This is a genomic window from Rhodococcus sp. IEGM 1307 (assembly GCF_030056915.1).
Lineage (GTDB): Bacteria > Actinomycetota > Actinomycetes > Mycobacteriales > Mycobacteriaceae > Rhodococcus_F > Rhodococcus_F opacus_D.
The window spans coordinates 374,994-394,611 of the sequence record NZ_JASHKW010000003.1 but is presented as its reverse complement, the minus strand read 5'-3'; the positions used below and the strand labels follow the sequence as shown (position 1 = coordinate 394,611).

At 68.8% G+C, this 19,618-nt stretch carries 14 protein-coding genes; 3 read left to right on the top strand and 11 right to left on the bottom strand.

Features of this window, described 5'->3' with window-relative positions; translation table 11 throughout:
* Positions 1–37: 37 nt before the first annotated feature.
* Positions 38–649 (top strand): TetR/AcrR family transcriptional regulator, encoded by a 612-nt coding sequence (locus QM841_RS08090; protein ID WP_283331535.1) that lies wholly within the window; start codon positions 38–40, stop codon positions 647–649.
* Here the strand turns inward: QM841_RS08090 and QM841_RS08085 are convergent.
* The 8 genes from QM841_RS08085 to QM841_RS08050 form a co-directional block, all read right to left on the bottom strand.
* Entirely contained in the window at positions 609–2,189 is a 1,581-nt protein-coding gene (locus tag QM841_RS08085) for an APC family permease (RefSeq protein WP_283331534.1), read from the bottom strand. The two genes, QM841_RS08090 and QM841_RS08085, sit on opposite strands and share 41 nt — an antisense overlap.
* 55 nt (positions 2,190–2,244) lie before the next feature.
* Positions 2,245–3,135 carry a universal stress protein gene (locus QM841_RS08080; protein WP_283331533.1) on the bottom strand — a complete coding sequence of 297 codons (891 nt, stop codon included), beginning with the start codon at positions 3,133–3,135 and terminating at the stop codon, positions 2,245–2,247.
* Between the two features lie 34 nt (positions 3,136–3,169).
* Positions 3,170–4,624 (bottom strand): NAD-dependent succinate-semialdehyde dehydrogenase, encoded by a 1,455-nt coding sequence (locus tag QM841_RS08075; RefSeq protein WP_005572762.1) that lies wholly within the window; start codon positions 4,622–4,624, stop codon positions 3,170–3,172.
* Entirely contained in the window at positions 4,617–6,578 is a 1,962-nt protein-coding gene (locus QM841_RS08070) for a primary-amine oxidase (RefSeq protein ID WP_283331532.1), read from the bottom strand. The genes QM841_RS08075 and QM841_RS08070 overlap by 8 nt, the downstream gene beginning before the upstream one ends.
* Before the next feature lie 81 nt (positions 6,579–6,659).
* A complete protein-coding gene (gene gabT / locus QM841_RS08065) occupies positions 6,660–8,000 on the bottom strand; it encodes a 4-aminobutyrate--2-oxoglutarate transaminase (RefSeq protein ID WP_283331531.1) in 1,341 nt (446 codons plus the stop codon).
* A 51-nt stretch (positions 8,001–8,051) separates the two neighbouring features.
* A complete protein-coding gene (locus QM841_RS08060) occupies positions 8,052–9,482 on the bottom strand; it encodes a gamma-aminobutyraldehyde dehydrogenase (RefSeq protein ID WP_283331530.1) in 1,431 nt (476 codons plus the stop codon).
* 185 nt (positions 9,483–9,667) lie between these two features.
* Entirely contained in the window at positions 9,668–11,341 is a 1,674-nt protein-coding gene (locus QM841_RS08055; RefSeq protein ID WP_283331529.1) for an amidohydrolase, read from the bottom strand.
* Positions 11,341–12,771 carry an APC family permease gene (locus QM841_RS08050; RefSeq protein ID WP_065489969.1) on the bottom strand — a complete coding sequence of 477 codons (1,431 nt, stop codon included), beginning with the start codon at positions 12,769–12,771 and terminating at the stop codon, positions 11,341–11,343. Before QM841_RS08050 ends, QM841_RS08055 begins: the two co-directional genes overlap by 1 nt.
* A 102-nt stretch (positions 12,772–12,873) precedes the next feature.
* Between QM841_RS08050 and QM841_RS08045 the strand changes: the two genes are divergently transcribed.
* A complete protein-coding gene (locus tag QM841_RS08045) occupies positions 12,874–13,497 on the top strand; it encodes a TetR/AcrR family transcriptional regulator (RefSeq protein ID WP_241961817.1) in 624 nt (207 codons plus the stop codon).
* A 9-nt stretch (positions 13,498–13,506) separates the two neighbouring features.
* Here the strand turns inward: QM841_RS08045 and QM841_RS08040 are convergent, their stop codons facing one another.
* Both QM841_RS08040 and QM841_RS08035 read right to left on the bottom strand, forming a co-directional pair.
* The gene (locus QM841_RS08040; RefSeq protein ID WP_283331528.1) at positions 13,507–15,156 is read right to left on the bottom strand and encodes an amidohydrolase; all 1,650 of its coding nucleotides are present in this window, start codon (positions 15,154–15,156) and stop codon (positions 13,507–13,509) included.
* A gap of 17 nt (positions 15,157–15,173) precedes the next feature.
* Positions 15,174–16,412 (bottom strand): MFS transporter, encoded by a 1,239-nt coding sequence (locus tag QM841_RS08035; RefSeq protein WP_283331527.1) that lies wholly within the window; start codon positions 16,410–16,412, stop codon positions 15,174–15,176.
* Between the two features lie 287 nt (positions 16,413–16,699).
* Between QM841_RS08035 and QM841_RS08030 the strand changes: the two genes are divergently transcribed.
* Positions 16,700–18,226 (top strand): PucR family transcriptional regulator, encoded by a 1,527-nt coding sequence (locus QM841_RS08030; protein WP_005259923.1) that lies wholly within the window; start codon positions 16,700–16,702, stop codon positions 18,224–18,226.
* A 24-nt stretch (positions 18,227–18,250) separates the two neighbouring features.
* Here the strand turns inward: QM841_RS08030 and QM841_RS08025 are convergent, their stop codons facing one another.
* On the bottom strand, positions 18,251–19,612 hold the full coding sequence (locus QM841_RS08025) for a flavin monoamine oxidase family protein (RefSeq protein WP_283331526.1): 1,362 nt from the start codon (positions 19,610–19,612) through the stop codon (positions 18,251–18,253).
* Positions 19,613–19,618 lie beyond the last annotated feature (6 nt).

The window sequence follows — 19,618 nt, the reverse complement described above, 5'->3', positions numbered from 1 at the left end:
TGGTCGCCGGTGACACACACCGACCAGGAGGGCACCCATGCCACGGCCATCACAGCGACTGCTGTCGCCGGAGATCATCACCGAAGCTGCCATGCGCATGGTGGACCTCACCGGTGACTTCACGATGCCGGGTCTCGCCGAACGGCTGAAGGTGCGGCCCTCCTCGCTGTACAACCACGTGTCCGGGAGGGCGGAGATCATCGAACTGATGCGTGCCCGCATGATGGCGGGCATCGTGGTGGTGGACCCCGACGGCAAGTGGAGCGAGACGGTGGCCGGCCTGGCGCGCGAGTATCGGCGCAATTACGCCGAGCATCCTCGGCTGATTCCTCTGTTCACCGCGCACACAGTGCAGTCCGGTGTGGCGTTCGGGCTGTACAACGCGCTGGCGCAGGCATTCTCGGACGGCGGCTTCACGCCCGAAGAGATTCTGCACGCCATCACGACGGTCGACAGCTTCGTGCTCGGGTCGGCGCTGGACCTCGCCGCACCCGAAGTGGTCTGGGCGACGGCGCCCGAGGCGAACGAGGCCATGCTGGCCGCCCTGGCCACGTCCGGGCCGAACCCCGGACGGGCGGATGCAGCATTCGAGTTCGGGCTGCGGACGCTTATCGCGGGCTTGGTGGCGCAGGCTCCGATCGAGCCGTGAGATCGCCCTCGTCCCGCAACGCGGACGTGTCGCGGTTGAGGGTCTCGCCGCGGAAAAAGGCGGGGCTGCGGAAGCGCATGACCATCATCAGCACGGCGCCGAGCAGGAGGATGCCGAAGCCGAGGAAGAAGACGAGGCCGATTCCGCCGATGGACGCACCGCTCGCGTTCTCCGGGTCCATGCTCTCGTCGATCGAGATGACGAACACGGCGAACAGCATCAGCCCGCCGAGCAGCGGGAACGCGAACCGGAAAACGGCGTTGCGCACGCTCGTGAACAACCGGCCCCGGAAGTACCACACGCAGGCGAACGCGGTGATGCCGTAGTACCAGCAGATCATGATGCCCAGCGCGGCGATCGTGTCGAGCAGCGTGCGCTCGGACAGGAACGTGACGACGGTGTAGAAGACCGCGGTCACGACACCGGCGACGACGGTCGCGTAGGACGGCACCAGGAATCGCGGCGACACCTCGGCGAGCTTCTTGGGGAACGCGCCGTAGGCGCCCATGGCCAGCATCGTGCGCGCGGCGGGCAGGAACGTGGTCTGCAGGCTCGCGACCGAGGAGACGAACACGGCGAGGAACAGCAGCATGCCGCCCCAGTTGCCGAGAACCGGATCGGCGAGGGCGCCGAAGACGTTCTCGGAGTTGTCCGGGTTGCCGAGGCCGAGACCGTCCTCGCCGACGCCGGCGTACATCATCGCGGCGACCGACACGAGCAGGTAGGTCAGCAGGATCGTCGCGACGCACAGCAGGCCGGCGCGACCGGGGGTCTTCTTCGGGTTCTTCGACTCCTCGCCCAGTGTCAGGCAGGTGTCCCAGCCCCAGAACGCGAAAATCGAACCCGTCAGGCCGATCACGAACGCGCCGAGGGCCAGTCCGGTGAACGGGTTGAACCAGCTCAGGTCGAACGAGAGCCCGGCCGGGGCGGACCCGTTGCCGACGTGAACCAGTGCCACCACCGCGAAGGCGATGAGCAGCACCATCTGGAAGCCGACGAGCGCGACCTGCAGGCGCTCGCTGGTGGTGATGCCGCGGCTGGCGATCCAGGTGGCCAGGGCGATGAACACGAGCGTCGTTCCGACGTTCACGAATTTGTTGCCGGGGAGGTCGGCGATGCTCGGTGCGTCGAACAGTTTCGCGATGAACAGATAGAAGAACTGGACCGCGATCGCCGCGAGGTTCGAGAGCACGATGATCGTGGCGATCACCATGCCCCAGCCGCACATCCAGCCGACGTACGGACCGAACGCCTTGGTCGACCACGTGAACGACGCACCGCAGTCGGGTGATTCGGAGTTGAGCTCACGGTAGGCGTACGCCGTGAGGAACATGGGAATGAAGCCGGCGATGAAGATGGCGGGCATCTTCAACCCGACCGCCGCGACGATCAGTCCGATGCTGGCCGTCAGCGTGTAACCCGGTGCCACGGAGGAGATTCCGAGAATCGCCCCGGAGAAGGTCCCGACCGCGCCGGTGGCCAGCCCCTTGGCGCTCACGGCGCCGTCGGCCGACGGCGGTGCGCCTTCGCTGTTCGTCATGTCTGAACCTCCGGTCGGGAACGAGCGTGGATCCGGGGCTGGTGTCGCGGACGGTTTACTCACTGTTGGGGAACTCCTGCTTGGGGACGACCACCATGGGCACCGGCAGGACGCGGAGCATCTTGGCCGCGGTGGATCCCAGGAACAGTCGATGAGGTTGGGCGAGCCGGCTGGAGCCGACCATGACGAGGTCGCCGTCCTGCCAGTCGAGTGTGCGGACCGCCGATTCCACGGAGGATCCGTCGGCGATCGTGACGGACACGGGAAAGTCTTCGGGAAGAGCGGATTTCGCCGCTTCGAGGGTACTGTGCGCGTGGGCGACGGCCCGGTCGCGGATGTCGTCGGGGGTGTCCCGGTGATCGCGAAGGTCGTTCTGCGGGTCGAGTGCGACGAGGGAGACGAGGCGGAGCGGGGTCTGCATCCGCTCGCACGTTCGCACCGCCGTCCGCAGCAGCACGTCGGCCCCGGTCCGGGTCCCGAGCGCGCAGGTGACCTCGCGGATCTTCTTCGCGGAGGAGTGCCGCGCCCCGCGGGGCGCGAGGGCCAGCGGAACGTGCGCCGAGTGCAGCAGTTCCGTCGACACGGAGCCGACGGAGTGCCGCCCCAGCAGGCCGTCCCCGGCGGCGCCGACGACGATCGCCTGCGCCCCCAGCCGGGACACCTCGTCGATGAGACCCTGCGCGAACGATTCGTGGAAGCTCAGGTGGACGTCCACGTCGATGTCGCTCGGCACCGACGACTTCGCCTCGTCCAGCCAGCGCTGGGCACGGGAGGCGAGGATGTCGTCGTAGCCGGTCTCTGCCGGAACTCTCGCCGGGACCGTCCGGTCCGGCGGGAGCACCATGCAGATGTCGAGCTGTGCGCCGAGACTGCGGGCGAGCTGCGCCCCGAGGGCAAGACCGTCCTCCCCGCTGGGGGTGGCGAGATATCCAACGACCAAACGCATGGTGACGGTTCCGATCTGTCTCGGGGCGGGGGGTTTACGCGAAGCCGACGTACTTGGTCTCGAGGTACTCCTCGATGCCTTCGGTGCCGCCTTCGCTGCCGAGTCCGGACTGCTTGACTCCACCGAACGGTGCGGCGACGTCGGAGATGACTCCGCGGTTGACGCCGACCATGCCGCTCTCGAGCTTGTCGGCGACGCGGAACGCGCGGTCGACGTTCTGGGTGTAGATGTACGCGGCGAGACCGTATTCGGTGTCGTTGGCGGCGGCGACGCCCTCGGCCTCGGTGTCGAAGCCGGTGATCGCGGCGACGGGTCCGAAGATCTCCTCGCGGACGATGCGCGCGTTCGCGGGCACCTCGTCGAGGACGGTGGGCTGGAAGAAGTAGCCGGGACCGTCGACGGACTTGCCGCCGGTGCGGACCCGGGCGCCCGCGGCGACGGCGTCGTCGACGAGGGACGCCACGTTGCGGCGCTGCTTCTCGTTGACGAGGGGGCCGACGTTGGTGCCGTCGTCGCTGCCCGGTCCGACGGTGAGTGCGGCGATCCGGTCGGTGAGCTTGGTGGTGAATTCCTCGCGCACCGAGTTGGCCACGATCAGGCGGTTGGCGGCGGTGCAGGCCTCGCCGCCGTTGCGCATCTTCGCGGCCATCGCGCCCTCGACCGCGGCGTCGATGTCGGCGTCGTCGAAGACCACGAACGGGGCGTTGCCGCCGAGTTCCATCGAGGTGCGCAGCACCTGCTGGGCGGACTGCTCGATGAGGATCTTGCCGACCCGGGTGGATCCGGTGAACGTCACCTTCCGCAGCCGCGGATCCGCGAGCAGCGGTTCGGTGACGGCGGCGGCGTTCGACGCGGGCAGCACCGACAGCACACCGGCGGGCAGGCCTGCCTCGGCGAAGATCTCGGCGAGCAGCAGCATGGTGAGCGGGGTGTCCTCGGCGGGCTTGACGATGATCGTGCAGCCGGCGGCGAGCGCGGGGCCGATCTTGCGGGTGCCCATCGCGAGGGGGAAGTTCCACGGCGTGACGGCCAGGGTGGGTCCGACCGGAACCTTGGTGACCATGATCCGTCCGCTGCCGGACGGTGACGTGGTGTAGCGGCCCTGGATGCGGACGGCTTCCTCGCTGAACCAGCGCAGGAACTCGGCGCCGTAGTTCACCTCGCCGCGGCTTTCCGGGAGTGCCTTGCCCATCTCCATCGTCATCAGCAGCGCGAGGTCGTCGGTGCGCTCGATGACCTTCTCCCACGCCGAGCGCAGGATGATCGACCGCTGCCGCGGCGCGGTCGCCGCCCATTCCTCCTGGACCGCCGCGGCGGAGTCCAGTGCGCGCATCGCGTCCTTGCCGCCGGCATCGGCGACGTCGGCGATGAGGGTTCCCGTGGCCGGGTCGTAGACCGGGAACGTGCCGCCGTCGATCGGGTCGGTCTGGGCGCCGTCGATCCATAGACCGGTGGGCAGGGTGGCGCGGAGCCGTTCGAAATCAGTCATCGGAGTCCTCGTGGTGGGAATGGTGGTGATCGCACGCCTCCGGGGTGGGGGCGACGTCGAGGGCGGGGTTGCGGTCGAAGAATCCGGCCGGCTTCAGCCAGAAGGACACGGTGTCCGCAGGCATGATCGGCCAATCCTCCGGCCGGGGAATGTGGTGGATACCGAACGTGTACCAGAGCACCACGTCGGTGTTCTCGATCGGGCGGTTTGACTCGGTCCAGGCGGGAAGTCCGTGATCGACCTTGCTCTGGTTCACGAATTCCCCGGCAGGCCAGCGCTCGTCGGGTGAATTGGGTGTCACCCAGACGGTGTGGCCGATCGCTCCGGTGCGCTGGAAGGTCGGCGACGCCGGGTCGAACATCGACGGTATCGCGCCGCCGGGTACGAGCTTGTAGGCGGGGGCGGTGCCGAGCCCGGTGGTCGTGTTGTCGTTGACCACCTTCCACGCCCGCTGGCTCTGCCAGTCGAAGTCCTGTCGGCCCTCGAGTTCGGTGCGCAGCGGGGTGTTCTTCTGGCGCAGCGCCAGACCCAGAGGGTTGTCCGGGCCCATCGGCACCACCTCGGTCTCGGTCGCGTACACCGTGTTCTCGGTGCCGTCCACGTCGAGATCGAGGCGGGCGACCAGGAAGTGCTGGTGGAACGGCGCGTACGTGCGGTTGTCGACGAGCGTCCCGCTGGGGTGCTCCCCGCCTTCGGGGAAGTGGCTGACCACCATGATCCCGGTGGCGCGGACCTCGCACTCGATGTTGCCGTCCTGGTAGAACCGCCAGTACACGAGATATTCGTAGTTCGCGACCGTCACATGTGTCGACACCGTCAGCCGCCGCATGCGGCGCACCTCGGCGCCCGCGTCGTGGTCGACGTGCTTCCAGAGGACGGCGTTGTCCTCCTCGTGGATACAGATCGCGTTCTCGATCGTGTACGGCACACCGTGGCTGTCGTGGAGGACGGCGTCGAGGTACCGGATCTCACCGAGGCAGTCGCAGCCCAGGGTCAGCGACGTGGTCATGAACCCGATGCCCCACTCGCCGATGTCGAAGGCGGTGCGGCGGTAGTGATCGGTGCTGGTATCGCGATACGGCACCGCCATTTCCGCGAACGACATCCGGTTCGCGATCGAGCGCACCCGGCCGTTGTCGTTGTACGTCACCGCGTGCAGGGTCATGCCCTCGCGGTAGTTGAACCCCACCCGCAGCGACCAGTTCTGCCACTCGAGCTTGTTGCCCTCGAGCGTGAACGACGGTCCCTCCGGCTGGACGATGTCCAACGGCTTCAACGGCGGCCGGGTGCTCGCGTCGCGGATCCGTTCCGGGATGTGCCGGGGCACGTACTCGCCCATGACCTCGGGACGTTCGACGCTGAACGTGTCCTCGATCTCGAGCAGTTCCATCTTGTTGACGTCGATCACGCAGTGGAAACCGTTGACCGGGCCCGCATACGGGTTGGCGCCCTCGGCCGCCCGCACCCAGGTGTCCGACCAGCCGAGCCGGCGCCCCTTGTACTTTTCCGGGGTCACCGCGTCGCCGTACGTCCACACGTCCATGAACACCAGGCTCATGTCCGTGACCCCGCGCTTCGCGAGCGCCGCGATCACGTCCGGGTGCCCGCGGAGGAAGGCGTCCGCCTCTTCCCATTCGTCCACGGTGAAATTCGCCTGGACGTCCGGGATGTGCTCCCAGGAGACCACGTTGTCTTCCGTGAGCGAGACGAGCGCCTTGTAGGTGTCTCCGCTGCTGCGGTCGAAGCACACGACGACGGCCCGGCGGTCCGGGACGGCGCCCGACGCGTCGAACGCCGACACCTCGGCCTTGGCCGGCTCGGCCAGTTCGATCGACGCGAACCGCCAGCCGTCCCCGACCCCGTGTTCCCGGGCGAGGACGGCCGCAGCCTGCGCGAATTCGTCCGCCCCCAACGGGTCCAGAGGATGGAACGTGCCGGTGGTCGTCCGGGTCATGGTGTCTCCTCTGGTCGTGGGGTGGGCACTTCGTGCTCGTGCGCCTTTTCGGTAGCGGTGACTACCGAAAAGGCGCACGGGTCAGACGAGCGAGCGCACGATCTGCTCGATGACGGTCAGGGCGTCGTCGAGCAGGTCGTCGCTGATCACCAGCGGCGGAAGCAGTCGGATGACGTTTCCGTAGGTACCGCACGTCAGCAGAATGACACCTTGTTCGAGCGCATGTGCGGCAATCGCCTTCGTCAGTTCGGCGTCCGGCTCGTCGGTGCCGGGCTTGACGAACTCCATCGCGAGCATCGCGCCGCGTCCACGCACGTCACCGATGACGCCGACGTCGGCGGCCAGAGCCTTCAGCCGCGGCAGGGCCAGGTCGCCGATGTGCTGTGCGCGAGCGGGCAGGTCGAACTTCCGCATGCTGTCGATCGCGGCGAGTGCGGCGGCACACGCGACGGGGTTGCCGCCGTACGTGCCACCCAGACCGCCAGGGTGCACCTTGTCGAGGAGTCCGGCGCGGCCCGTGATCGCGGACAGCGGCATGCCGCCCGCCATGCCCTTGGCCATCGTGATGATGTCCGGGACGATCTCCTCGTGCTCGCAGGCGAACCAGGCGCCGGTGCGGGAGAACCCGGTCTGCACCTCGTCGGCGATGAACACGACGCCGTTGGCGCGGGCCCAGTTCACCAGGGTGGGGAGGAATCCCTCGGCGGGAACGATGAATCCGCCCTCGCCCTGGATCGGTTCGATGATGATCGCCGCGAGTGAATCGGCGCCGATCTGCTTCTCCATCTGGCTGATGGCGCGCTGGGCGGCCTGCTCGCCGGTCAGTCCGTCCTGGTCCCGGTAGGGGTAGGACATGGGGAGCCGGTACACCTCGGGCGCGAACGGACCGAAGTGAGCCTTGTAGGGCATCGACTTGGCGGTGAGGGCCATCGTCAGGTTCGTCCGACCGTGGTAGGCGTGGTCGAACGCGACGACGGCGTCGCGGCCGGTGGCGAGGCGAGCGACCTTGATCGCGTTCTCCACCGCCTCCGCGCCCGAGTTGAACAGGACGGTGCGCTTCTCGTGGTCGCCCGGGGTGAGGGCGGCGAGCTCCTCCGCCACGCGGACATAGCCCTCGTACGGGGTGACCATGAAACAGGTGTGGGTGAAGTGCCCGACCTGCTCCCGAACCGCCTCGGCGACAGCCGGATCGGACGCGCCCACGCTGGTGACCGCGATGCCCGAGCCGAGGTCGATCAGGGAGTTGCCGTCGACGTCGACGACCACACCACCGTCGGCATCCGCCGCGTACACGGGGACGCTGGAGCCGACGCCCGCGGCCACGGTGGCGCGGCGGCGTGCGGTGAGGGCCGCCGACTTCGGGCCGGGGAGCTCGGTGACCAGGGCGCGCTTCTGCGGCAGCCGGTACTGGATGTCGTTCATGATGGTGCAGTCCTCAGGGTCGTGACGTGGATGGGTAGGGGGTGGGCGACGTCAGTCGTTGGAGCTCATGACGTGCTTGATGCGGGTGTAGTCCTCGACGCCGTAGCCGGAGAGGTCCTTGCCGTAGCCGGAGTACTTGAATCCGCCGTGCGGCATCTCGGCGACGAGCGGGATGTGGCAGTTGATCCAGACGGCACCGAAATCGAGTGCGGCCGAGAGCCGTTGCGTGACGCCGTGATCGTTGGTCCACACACTCGACGCCAGACCGTACCGGACGTCGTTGGCGAGGGTGACGGCCTCCTTCTCGTCGGAGAAGCTCTGCACGGTGAGGATGGGACCGAACGTCTCCTCCTGCACGATGTCGTCGCGCTGGTCGACGCCGGTGATCACGGTGGGTTCGAAGAAGAATCCCTGCTCTCCCGAACGCTTTCCGCCGGTGACGATCTTGGCCGAGGTGGGGAGCGCGGCGATCTTCGAACTGACCGCGTTGAAATGGTTGACGTTGTTGAGCGGGCCGTAGAACGTGTCCGGGTCGTCCGGCAGGCCGGGGTTGAGCGTCTCGGCCTTGCGGACGAGCGCGTCGACGAGCTGGTCGTGGATGGACTCGTGGACGAGGACGCGGGTGGCGGCGGTGCAGTCCTGGCCGCCGTTGAAGAAGGCAGCCTCGGCGATGCCGCTCGCGGTCTTCTCGATGTCGACGTCACCGAAGACGATGGCGGGTGCCTTGCCGCCCAGTTCGAGGTGGGCGCGCTTGAGCTGGCGTGCGGCGGAGACCGCGACGGCGATACCGGCGCGAACGGATCCGGTGATCGACACCAGTCCGAGGGCCGGGTTCTCCACGAGGGTGGCGCCGGTCTCACCGTTGCCGAGGACGACGTTGAAGACGCCGTCCGGCAGGATCCCCTTGGTCAGCCGGGCCAGGACGAGTGTGCTGTTCGGGGTGGTGTCGCTGGGCTTGAGCACGATCGTGTTGCCTGCCGCGAGCGCGGGGCCGATCTTCCACAGCGCCATCATGAACGGGTAGTTCCACGGGGTGACCTGACCGACGACACCGATCGGCTCGCGGCGCACGTAGGACGTGAAGCCGTCCATGTACTCGCCGGCGGCCTTGCCTTCGAGCATCCGGGCCGCACCCGCGAAGAAGCGGAGCTGATCGGCGCCCACCTTGATCTCTTCGTCGGCGATGACCTGCTTGGGCTGCCCGGTGTTGCGGCACTCCGCCTCGACGAGTTCGTCGCTGTGCGCCTCGATCGCGTCGGCGAGCTTCAGCAACGCGGTCTGGCGCACGCTCGGGGTGGTCTTGCCCCACGAGACGAAGGCCCGCTCGGCTGCCTCGACAGCGGCGTCCACGTCGGCCTTGGTGGAGACGGGCGCACGCCCGACGACGCTCTCGTCCACGGGGTTGATCAAGTCCAGCGTCTCCGTCGCGGATGAGGCGACGAACTCACCGTTGATGTAGTTCTCGAGTACGTCGATCGACATTCGTACCGGTTCCTCTCGTGGGGTCGAAACTCGTGGTTCGGAACGGACCGTCGGTCGAACAGTCCGACCGGGGTCCGGAGTTGCAGAGCATCTGAAAACAAGTGTGCGCTGCCTCACAAGCCAGGGGCAGCTGACAAAATGGTGAAAGACGCGCCCCCCGCCGCGCCGAGTTGTCCAATCCGGAGTCACCCGTGCGAGCAGGTGTGGCCGGCCGCGCCGGAGCCGGCGAACGGCACGTCCGGAACGGCGCTCGCGGAGGCGGCGTCGTGCACGATCGCGCCGCCGACGAGGGTGAGGTCGGCTCGCTGGTCCAGCAGTTGCCCGGGCTCGAGCGTGTAGAGGTCCGCCGACCAGACGACCAGGTCGGCGCGGGCACCCGGACGAATCACTCCGAGCTCGTCCTCGGCGTGCCACGCCCACGCGCCGCCCCGGGTGTACGCCCGCAACGCCGAATCCAGGTCCATCCGTTCGCGCGGAGTCCAGTCGGTCCGGCCGTCCAGGCCCGAGCGGGTCAGGGCCGAGTACAGGCCGACGAGCGGATCCATCTCCCCGACCTGCCAGTCGCTCGAGAACGCCAGCGCCGCCCCCGACTCGGCGAGCGAGCGGAACCGCCACGCCCGCTCCCACCGGTCCTCGCCGACGTTCTCCATCCACGTTCCCGCGACGAGGTCCGGCGAGCAGTGCCGCGGCTGCATCGCCGCGACCACGCCGAGCTTCCGGAACCGGGGAAGGTCCTCGGGGTGGAGGCATTCGACGTGGACGATGCCGTGCCGCCGGTCGGCCGTCCCGTTCACGCGGCCGGCGTGCTCGATCGAGTCGAGCGCCAGGCGGATACCCCAGTCGCCGGTGGCGTGGGTGTGTGTCTGGAAGCCGAGGCGGTCGAGTTCGGTGAGCATCGCGGTGAACTCCTGCGGCGGCAGGCTGGGCGCGCCGCGGTGCCCCGGCCGGTTCGCGTAGTCGGACAGCATGGCCGCGGTATGCGGTTCGATCACGTCGTCGGCGTACAGCTTCACCGGTCCGAGCCGGAGCATGTCGTCGACGGGTGCGCCGTCGACGGCCTCCCGCAGGTCCCGGCGGAACGCGGCGTCGGCGCCGACCGGGTGGAACAGGGCGGTGATCACCCGCGAGTTCATCCGTCCCTCGGCGCGGGCCCGGTACATCAGATCGAGTTCGGCCAGCGGCACCTGAGGTTCGACGACGGTGGTGATGCCGCTCGCGGTCGCCATCTCCAGACTGGACGTGATGCGCCGATAGCGGCGGTCGGGGGAGTACATCGGGATGTCGCGTTGCAGACCGGCCAGACCGGCCCGCGTCATCGCGCTGGTGTAGAAGTCCGTGACCCAGCCGGTGGGGACACCGTCATCATCGAATTCCGGCCGCCCCCAGGGAATGTGGGTGCCGCGGTCGATTCCGAGGACCCGCAGCGCGGCGTCGTTCAGCCACACCGAGTGCTGGTCGTAGGTGGTGATGAAGACCGGACGGTCCGTGATGCCGCGCAGGTCGGCGGCGTTCGGGCGGCGCCCGGTCACCACGGAGTAGACGGCGTTCTCGGCGCAGATCCAGTCGAGGTCGGGGCGGGCGGCCGCGTGCGCGCCGATCCGTCGCCGGACCTCGGTGAGGTCGGGTGCGCCTTCGAGGCTCACGGCGTCGGGATCGAATCCGAGGAGCAGGTGGTTGTGGCTGTCGATGATGCCGGGGGTGAGCAACCGGCCGTGCAGGTCGATGGTGCGCCGGGCGGCGGGGGCGTCCTCGGTGGTCCCGACGTACCGGATGTGGCCGTCCGCGATGCCGACGGCCTCGGCCCGGCCGGGGGTGTCGAACGTTCGCACGATGCCGTTGGTCAGAAGCAGGTCGAGCATCAGCAGTTCTCCTCGGGGGCGGCGTTCAGCAACAGCAGGTGGGTGTTCTTGCGCGGTCGCAGGTACAGGGCGAAGTAGACGAAGCCGGCGGTGACGAGTCCGAGGGAGATGCCGAGGCTGAGCCACTGCTCCGGGTCGAGCAGCGTGACGACGAAGACGAGGCCGAGCGCGGCGATGCAGATTCCCGGGGCCAGCGGCCACAACGGCATGCGGTAGCCGGTTCGGGTGGTGCCGCCGCGGCGGTGGTTGATCGCGGCCAGCGCGATGAACAGGTACGTGAACGTCAGGGTCGACCCGGTGGCGGTGAGCAGGACGTCCAGCGGGACGAAGCACGCGGCGAACGCGATGGCGCCCATCACGACGGTGGCGAGGACGGGGACGCGGCCCTTGGTGCTGACGGTCTGCAGCGGCGCGGCGACGGTCTCCGGGAGAGCGCGATCCCGAGCGGCGGCGTAGAGAAGCCTGCCTGCCTGCAGCGTGATCGCGATGATCGCGTTGATCACGGCGAGGGCGATCGAGAGCAGGACCACCATGGCGACGGCGTGACCGGCGCGTTCGGTGAGGAATGCCTCGACGGGAAGGCTGGAACCGAAGAGTTCGGTCTGCGAGCGGGCGCCCACCAGGATCGCGATGAGCGGGACGAGTTCGGTGGCGACGGTGATGACGGCGCTCCAGATCACTGCCTTCGCGATCGAGCGGGCGGCGTTCTTGGTCTCCTCGGCGAAGTAGACGGCGCCGCCGTACCCGTTGTACGCGAAGATCCCCTGGGTGACGGCCAGCATCAGTCCGGAGATCGCCAGTGGTGCGAGGTTGCCGGTGCTCGGATCGAGAACCTCCGGGCTGAGGAGGCTGGTCAGTGGCCGTTCCATGTGGACGAAACCGAGGACGGTGAGCAGAGCCAGCGCCGCCATCTCGACGCCCAGGAAGACCCCGGTGAGCCACGCGTTGGTGCGGATGTCGAAACATGCGGTCACGGTGGTGATCACGACCACGACGAGCGCGGTCTGCTGCGGGGACAGGCCGTGGATCGCGACGCCCAGGTAGTCGGCGACCCCGAGGGCGAAGACGGCGATGATCAGCGGCAGGGAGATGAGACTGATGAAGAACGTGGCGACGCCGAAGGCCGGTCCGAGTGCCCGCGACACGAGCGAGTAGTCGCCGCCGGCAACGGGATACGCGGAGGCGAGTTCGGCGTAGCAGAAGGCGATGAGAATGCTCACGATGCCGGCGATGAGGAACGCCCAGAACACGCCGGTGCCGAACAGGGCGAGCGCCGAGCCGCCGAGGATGAAGACGCTCGACGCCGGCGAGATCGACGACAGGGTGATCAGGATGTTTCCGCCGACGCCGATGCTCCGGGAGAGCGAGGCCTCGTAGGTGCCGGGTGCGGCGGGGGGAGTGGCGGTGGGTGGCCGGGCGGTCTGGTCCATGAGCTGTCCGTTCGGGGAGGGAGAGGGGCGGAATAGTTTTTTGACGCATCCGTCAAACAACTGGGCCGAGTGTCACAGATCACGTCGGCTAGTGTCAACGGCATGGCGCGACCGAACACTCAGAAGCAGCGGCGTTCCGAGCTCATCGAGGCGACACTCCAGGCGGGATCCGCGCACGGGCTCAGGTCGCTGTCCCTGACCGATGTCGCGAAGCGCGCGGGCCTGACGCGCGGCGCGCTGCTCTACTATTTCGACGATCTGGATTCGCTTCTCGTCGAGGCCCACCGGGCGGGCACCGAGCGCTATTGCGACCTGCGCGACGAGGCGGTGGCCGCGCAGTCGTCGTACGCCGCCAAGCTGCGGACGGCCATCGACGCCGGGCTGCCGAGCGGTCCCGACGACACCCTGATGCGGCTGCTGTACGAATTCGATTTCATGACAGGCACTTCGGCGCTGCACGACGAACTGGTTCAGAAGATGTATCTGCGGCAGCTCGCGACGTACCGCGCCATCCTCGGCGACGGGCACGCGGCGGGGGAGTTCGCCGTGCGCGGCGACATCGACCAGGCGGCAATGAATCTGGTGGCCCTCGAAGACGCGTACGGGCTGCACATCGTCGGCGGAAACAGTCTCATCACCGTCGAGACCGCGCGCACGGCGATGCTGGGGTTCTGTGAACAGATCGGCTGCGGCGTCACGGAAGACGCCGCAGCCGAACGGGACTGACCGGGTCGGCTACCCCGGGTGGCTGCCTGCCACCTCCGCCTCGTGGCGCACCGAGCCGGCCACCACGGTCAGCTGCACCCGCGCGGTGAGCAGGGAATCGGCGCCGGCGGTGAACGGATCCCCGTCGAGGACCACGAAGTCGGCGGCCTTGCCCGCCACCAGTTGACCGGTGAGATCGTCCCAGCGGCACGAGTAGGCGGCGTCGCGGGTGGCGTGCGCGAGCGCGTCCGCCATCGGCAGTGCGTACTCGGGCAGGTTCGGTGCGAGCGCCGGATCGATCGCGGACTTGCGCGTCGTCGCGATGTACATGTTGGGCAGCGGGGGATGCGGCGCCGTGGGGGCGTCGGACCCCAGCGCGAGGACGGCGCCCGCGGCGGTCATCTCGGGCCACGGGAACGCCCGCTCGACCCGATGGTCGCCCAGCATCGCCCGCCAATTGTCCTGGATCGCCGGATCGGCATGGACCGGCTGCATCGACGCGACGACGCCGAGGCGCGCAAGCCGCTGCACGTTGTCCTTCGTGATCGTCTCCAGGTGCTCCATCCGGTGCCGGCGCGGGCGAATCCCGTTGGCGGCGATCGCCTGTTCGAGCGCGGCAAGCGCGATCTCCGACGCCTCGTCGCCGATCGCGTGCAGGGCCACCTGGAGGCCGGCGGCATCCGCTGCGACGACCACCGGTGCCAGCGAGGCGAGGTCCCAGATCGGTTCGGCGTTCGTGCCGTCCGAGTACGGCTCCTTCATCGCCGCGGTGCAGCTGTCGATGACGCCGTCGATGATGATCTTGATCCCGGCCATCCGCAGCCACGGACCTTGCAGTCGCCTGTGGTGCTCCACCGCCTCGTGCACCTGGCGGACGTTCTCCTCGTCCGAATCGGTTCGTTCGATCAGCCAGTGCCCGGCCACCCGGAGCGGCAGCGTGTCGCCGCCGGCGGCCAGTGCGCGTTCGAGCGCCTCGAGCTCGTCCGCGCCGAGCGCCATGTCGACCGCCCCGGTGACGCCGTCCGTCAGATACTGCTCGAACGCTGCCGCGAGTGCGACGTCCCGCTCGGTGTCGCTGACCAGCTTCGCGAGGGCGGGCCACACGATCTGGGTCACCGCCGTCTCGTAGAGCATGCCGGTGGCCTCGCCGGTGACGGGGTCGCGTTCGATCCGGCCGCCGATCGGGTCGGCAGTGTCCGCGTCGATGCCGAGTTCGCGTAGCGCGGCCGTGTTCACCCACGCCGAGTGCACATCGTTGGAATCGAGGTACACGGGACGGTCGGCCTCGGCGGCGTCGATCATCTGCCGCGTCGGCGGGTGCCCGTCGAGTGCCGAAAACAGCCAGCTGCGTCCCAGGAGCCGGGGTGCGTCCGGGTTCTCGGCGGCGAATCGGCGGATGCGGTCCTGGATGTCGTTCAGATCGGCGGCGCTCTGCAGGTCCACCTTCTGGAGGGCCTGGCCCATCATCAGCAGGTGGGTGTGGGCGTCGATGAAGCCGGGCAGGACGAAGGCGCCGCCGAGTTCGACGACGCGGGCGTCGCCGGACAGCGTGTCGGCGGTCGCGGTGTCGCCGACGTAGGTGAGGCGATCGCCCTGGACGATCATCGACTCGGCCCAGGCGGGTTCGGCGGCGGTGAAGATCCGGCCGCCGCGGTAGTGGGTCGTCGTGTCGGTATTCATGGTGTTCTCTCTTTCCGTCAGACGACGACCGAGGTGGTGTACCGGGCAGTGGGATCCTGTCCGGGTGACGCGGACGCGCGCTCGGTGCGCGTCGACAGGCGAGCGATCGACACGATCGGCACGAGCAGGACGAGGCTGATACCCGCGAGGACGAAGCCGAACGCGACGTAGCCGACTGCGCCGGTCACGAGGGTGCCGAAGAGCGGGGCGAATGCGGACCCCACCAGATACGTCCCGAGGAGCGGGGCGGACCAGCGGCCGGACGAGTCCAGCGCGGCCGCGATGGCGACGACGTAGATGAAGGCCGCGGCGTACACCGTGTTCCAGGCGATGATGAGCACCAGATACGTCGTCGAATCGGTGGCCAGGCACGAGCCCAGTTTGAGGGCGGCGCCGAGCACGAGGAGCACGGCGGTGGGGACGGTGCGTCCGAGGCGTGACCCGAGCGCGGTCAGGACGAGGGCGGCGCCGATGCCGCCCGCGGTGGAGAGGCTCAGGGCCAGGCCCATCTGCTGTTCCGTCAGGGCGGCGTGTTCGGCGCCCATGATGCCGGACACCGCCCACAGCGAGTCCTCGCCGATCGCCCAGATCGCGAAGAGCACGAGCAGGGTGGAGCCGGCGACGGCCAGTTTCTTCTCGGTGACGCCCTCGGGCAACGGGGTTGCTGTGTGCGGGGTGCTCGCCGAGTCGTCCTCGACGGCGGGGGCGGACGGCAGCCAGCTGATCGTGAACACCGTCGCCAGCGCCAGTACCGCGACGATCCCGAACGCATTGGTCATGTGCAGGCCGAGGATCGGGATCAGTGCCAGTACCCCGGTGACCGCGGTGCGGTTGACGAGCCCGTTGATCCCGGACACCCGGTTCGGATTGTTCAGCGCGGCGAGGGCCGCCCCGCCGACCGCGACCGCGCCGCCGGCACCGATCCCGCCGACGATGATCGCGACGCACGCGATCGGGGCCGAGTGGACGGTGGCGGCGACGGCGAATCCCGCGGCCATCACGACGAGGCTGACGCGGCCGAGCAGGTGGCGCGAGCGCCCCGCCGCCCATCGGGTGGTCGCGAGGCAGACGAGTGCGGTGGCCAGCAGGGAGCCGGTGAGGACGGCGCCGGCGACGGTCTGGGTGATGCCGAGATCGTCCACCATCGCGATGATCATGAGCGGGATCAGATTGGCCGTGATGTAGCCGACGACGAAGACGCTGAACGTGGCGATACCGCGGCCGAGTGTCAGTGGGACGCGGACGGCGGCGGTCACGTGGGAATCCTGGGGTGGGTCAACGACAACTCCGTGTCTCGGGTGGCGCCCGCGTGAGACGTGGGTCACTTAGCGAATGGGATTCGTTAAGTATGCGGAGGGCGCGCCCCGTACGCAAGGGGTCAAACGAACTCAATTCGTTAAGGTGGGGTTTCGGCGTCGCCCGAGGGTCGACGTCTGACACAATGGAGTAGTCGTCCGTGCTCCGCTGGCCAACTTGTCCAGCGCTATCCCGATCCCGACCGATCGGGGTGGCACGGACCCGACCGCAATGCGCAGGAGCCGACATGACCGTTCCCGTTCGCTGGATGTTGTCCCAGCCGGACCTGGCTCTCGAGCTGAAGGGTGGCGCCGCCGGTCTCGGGAACGAGATCACGTTCGCCCACACCACCGAACTGCAAGACCCCTTCCGGTGGCTCTCCGGCGGCGAATTGCTCCTCACCACCGGCATCCGGCTTCCGCTGACCGCCGCCGACCGGGCCCGATACCTGCGCGGCCTCGGTGAAGCCGGGGTGGCGGCAGTGGGGTTCGGCACCGGTCTCTCGCATCCGGAGGTCCCCGAGGACCTGGTGGCCGTCGCCGACGAGATCGGGCTGCCGCTGCTCGAGGTGCCGTTGCCGACACCCTTCGCGGCCGTGGTCAAGCGGGTCATGAACCGACTCGCGGAGCAGGAGTACGAGGCGGTGCTGCGCGCGTCCCGGGCCCAACCGCGGATGACCCGCGCCGTCATCCAGGGCGGCACCGGCGCCACCGTGCGCGAGCTTGCCGTCGCCACGTCGGCCACCGTCCTGCTCCTCGACCTGTCCGGCCGGGTGCTGGAGTCTCATCCGGCGCAGCCCGCGGAGGATGTGATCGGGGAACTGCGGGAAGTGCTGGAGGCGGGTACCGGCGGGGCGTCGAGCAGCGTGTCGCTGGCACGGTCGGGTGCGTCGATCACCGTGCAGCAGATCAGCGTCGGCAGCACACCGCACGGACACCTCGCCGTGATCAGCCCCACCGCTCTCAGCCACGTCGACCAGATCCTGCTCGGTCACGCGAACTCGTTGCTCGCCTTGGATTTCGAGAAGCCGGTGCGGCTCCGGACCGCACAGAACCGGCTCAACTCGCACGCCCTCGGCCTGCTGCTCACCGAGGACCGCGACCTCGCGCCCGCCTGGTCGCAGATCCGGCACGCCGCGGACGCGGACGGGATGGTCCGCGGACTCACGGTCGTGGCCGAGACACCGGCACTCGCGGAACGGGTGGAGTCGGCGGTCGCGGTCGCCATGAACAAGGCCGGGCGGCAACTCTTCTCGCGCCGTCACGACACGCGGGTCACGGTTCTGCTGCGGGGAACCGACGACGTGGACTTCGCGCGGGCGATGCTGCGCGGGCTGTCCGGGCCGGCGCGGAAGGCGATCCGTGCGGGGCTGAGCGGGAAGCGGGAGGTCGCCGGTCTGGTGGCGGCCATCGAACAGTCCCAGCTCGCCGCGTCGGCCGCCGAGGCGGGGGCCGAGCCGTTGGAGTTCGCGGCGCTGACCGGTAGCGCGCTACTCGCCTTCAGCTCGACGCGGGAGGTGCTGAACTCCCTGGCGGACACGATGATCGCGCCGATCGACGACTACGACCGCACCAACGGCACGGAACTGCTGGGATCGCTGCGGGCGTTCCTCGAGGCGAACGGGCACTGGGAGTCGGCGGCCGCGGCGATGGGCGTGCACCGGCACACCCTGCGCAGCCGCATGGCGCGCATCGAGTCGTTGATCGACTGCCGGCTGGACGTGGCGCGGGTGCGCGCCGAACTGCTGCTCGCGATCATCGCCCGGCAGTCGTGACTGCCGGGCGATGATCGGACGGGACTACTTTCCGAGGCGGGCGACGATGTCCGCGGCGGTGCGCTGACCCATCCGCACGGCGCCGTCCACGTGCTGGTAGCCCTCGGCGGCGATGTCCGAGCAGGAGAAGTGGAACGGTCCGACCGGCGTCCGCGTGTCCTTCCCGTACCGGTGCAGGCCACCGAGGTCGAAGCTCGCGGCGTACGCGCCCCGGGTCCATTCCTCGGAGCCCCAGTCGGACTCGTAGTAGACGACCGGCTCGGCGGCCTTCGGTCCGAGGTAGCGGGCGAGCGAACCGAGGATGGTGGCGCGACGCTCCTCTTCGCTCAGTTCGAACATCGCGTCGGCCTTCTCGTCCGACACGAACGCGACGAGGGTTCCCCGGGTGTCCTCGTGGTTGGTGTTGTCGTACACCTCCTGGACGACCTCGGACGCGCCGAATCCGGTGCCTGCAAGGCCGTCCTCACGCCAGAACGGGGTCTCGTACACGGCGTGCACCTTGATGACGAGTCCCAGCGACTGGTGCTGGTGCATCTGGTGCTGGCGGCGCGGCAGCGGCGGGTCGTAGGAGATGCGGGAGTACAGGTTCGGCGGGACGGCGAGCACGACGCGGGCCGCCTCCACGCGAATGTCCCCGTCCGCCAGCACGACTGCGCCGCCCTCACTCCATTGGACGGTGCGCACCGGCGCGTTCAGGAAGACGTCGTCGCCGAGGGCGGCGGCCATCCGGATCGACACCTGCTGCATGCCGCCGATGACACGCTTGTCGAGGATGAAGTCCTCGTCCACCAGGTGCGAGAACGATCCGGCGGACGCGGCCATCAGCACCGCCTGCAGCGCCGAGAACGAGTGAGCGGGCTTGGTCAGCATGCCGCCTGCGATGAACAGGCCGATGTTGTCGCGGGCCTCGGCGTCGTCGGACTGCTCGATCAGCCAGTGCTTGAACGAGATCGTGTCCAGTTCGCGGGCCAGCGGATGCGCCCAGGGCTCCTCGGCGCCGACCTGCGCGGCGAGGTCGTCGAGGATCTGGATCAGCCGGTCCATCTCCTTGCGGGTCGTCTCGTCGACGGGGAAGGATTCGCCGGTGTAGCGGGTGCGTTCGCCGGCGGCGGAGATGTAGACGGATTCACCCTCGCGGTACCGGTCGAACGTCTCGAGTCCGAGTTCGTCGAGCAGGGAGATGAGCGTCGTCTGGTCGGGGGAGACCCACTGGCCGCCGATCTCCAGCATCGCGCCGTCGATGGTGTCGGTCCAGGTCCGACCTCCGACGCGGTCGCGCGCCTCCAGGACCGCGACGGACAGCCCCGCCTTGCGCAGCGCGGTGGCTGCGGCCAGGCCGGACGGGCCGGCGCCGACGATGGCGACATCACGTTGGAGAGTAGGCACTTTCGA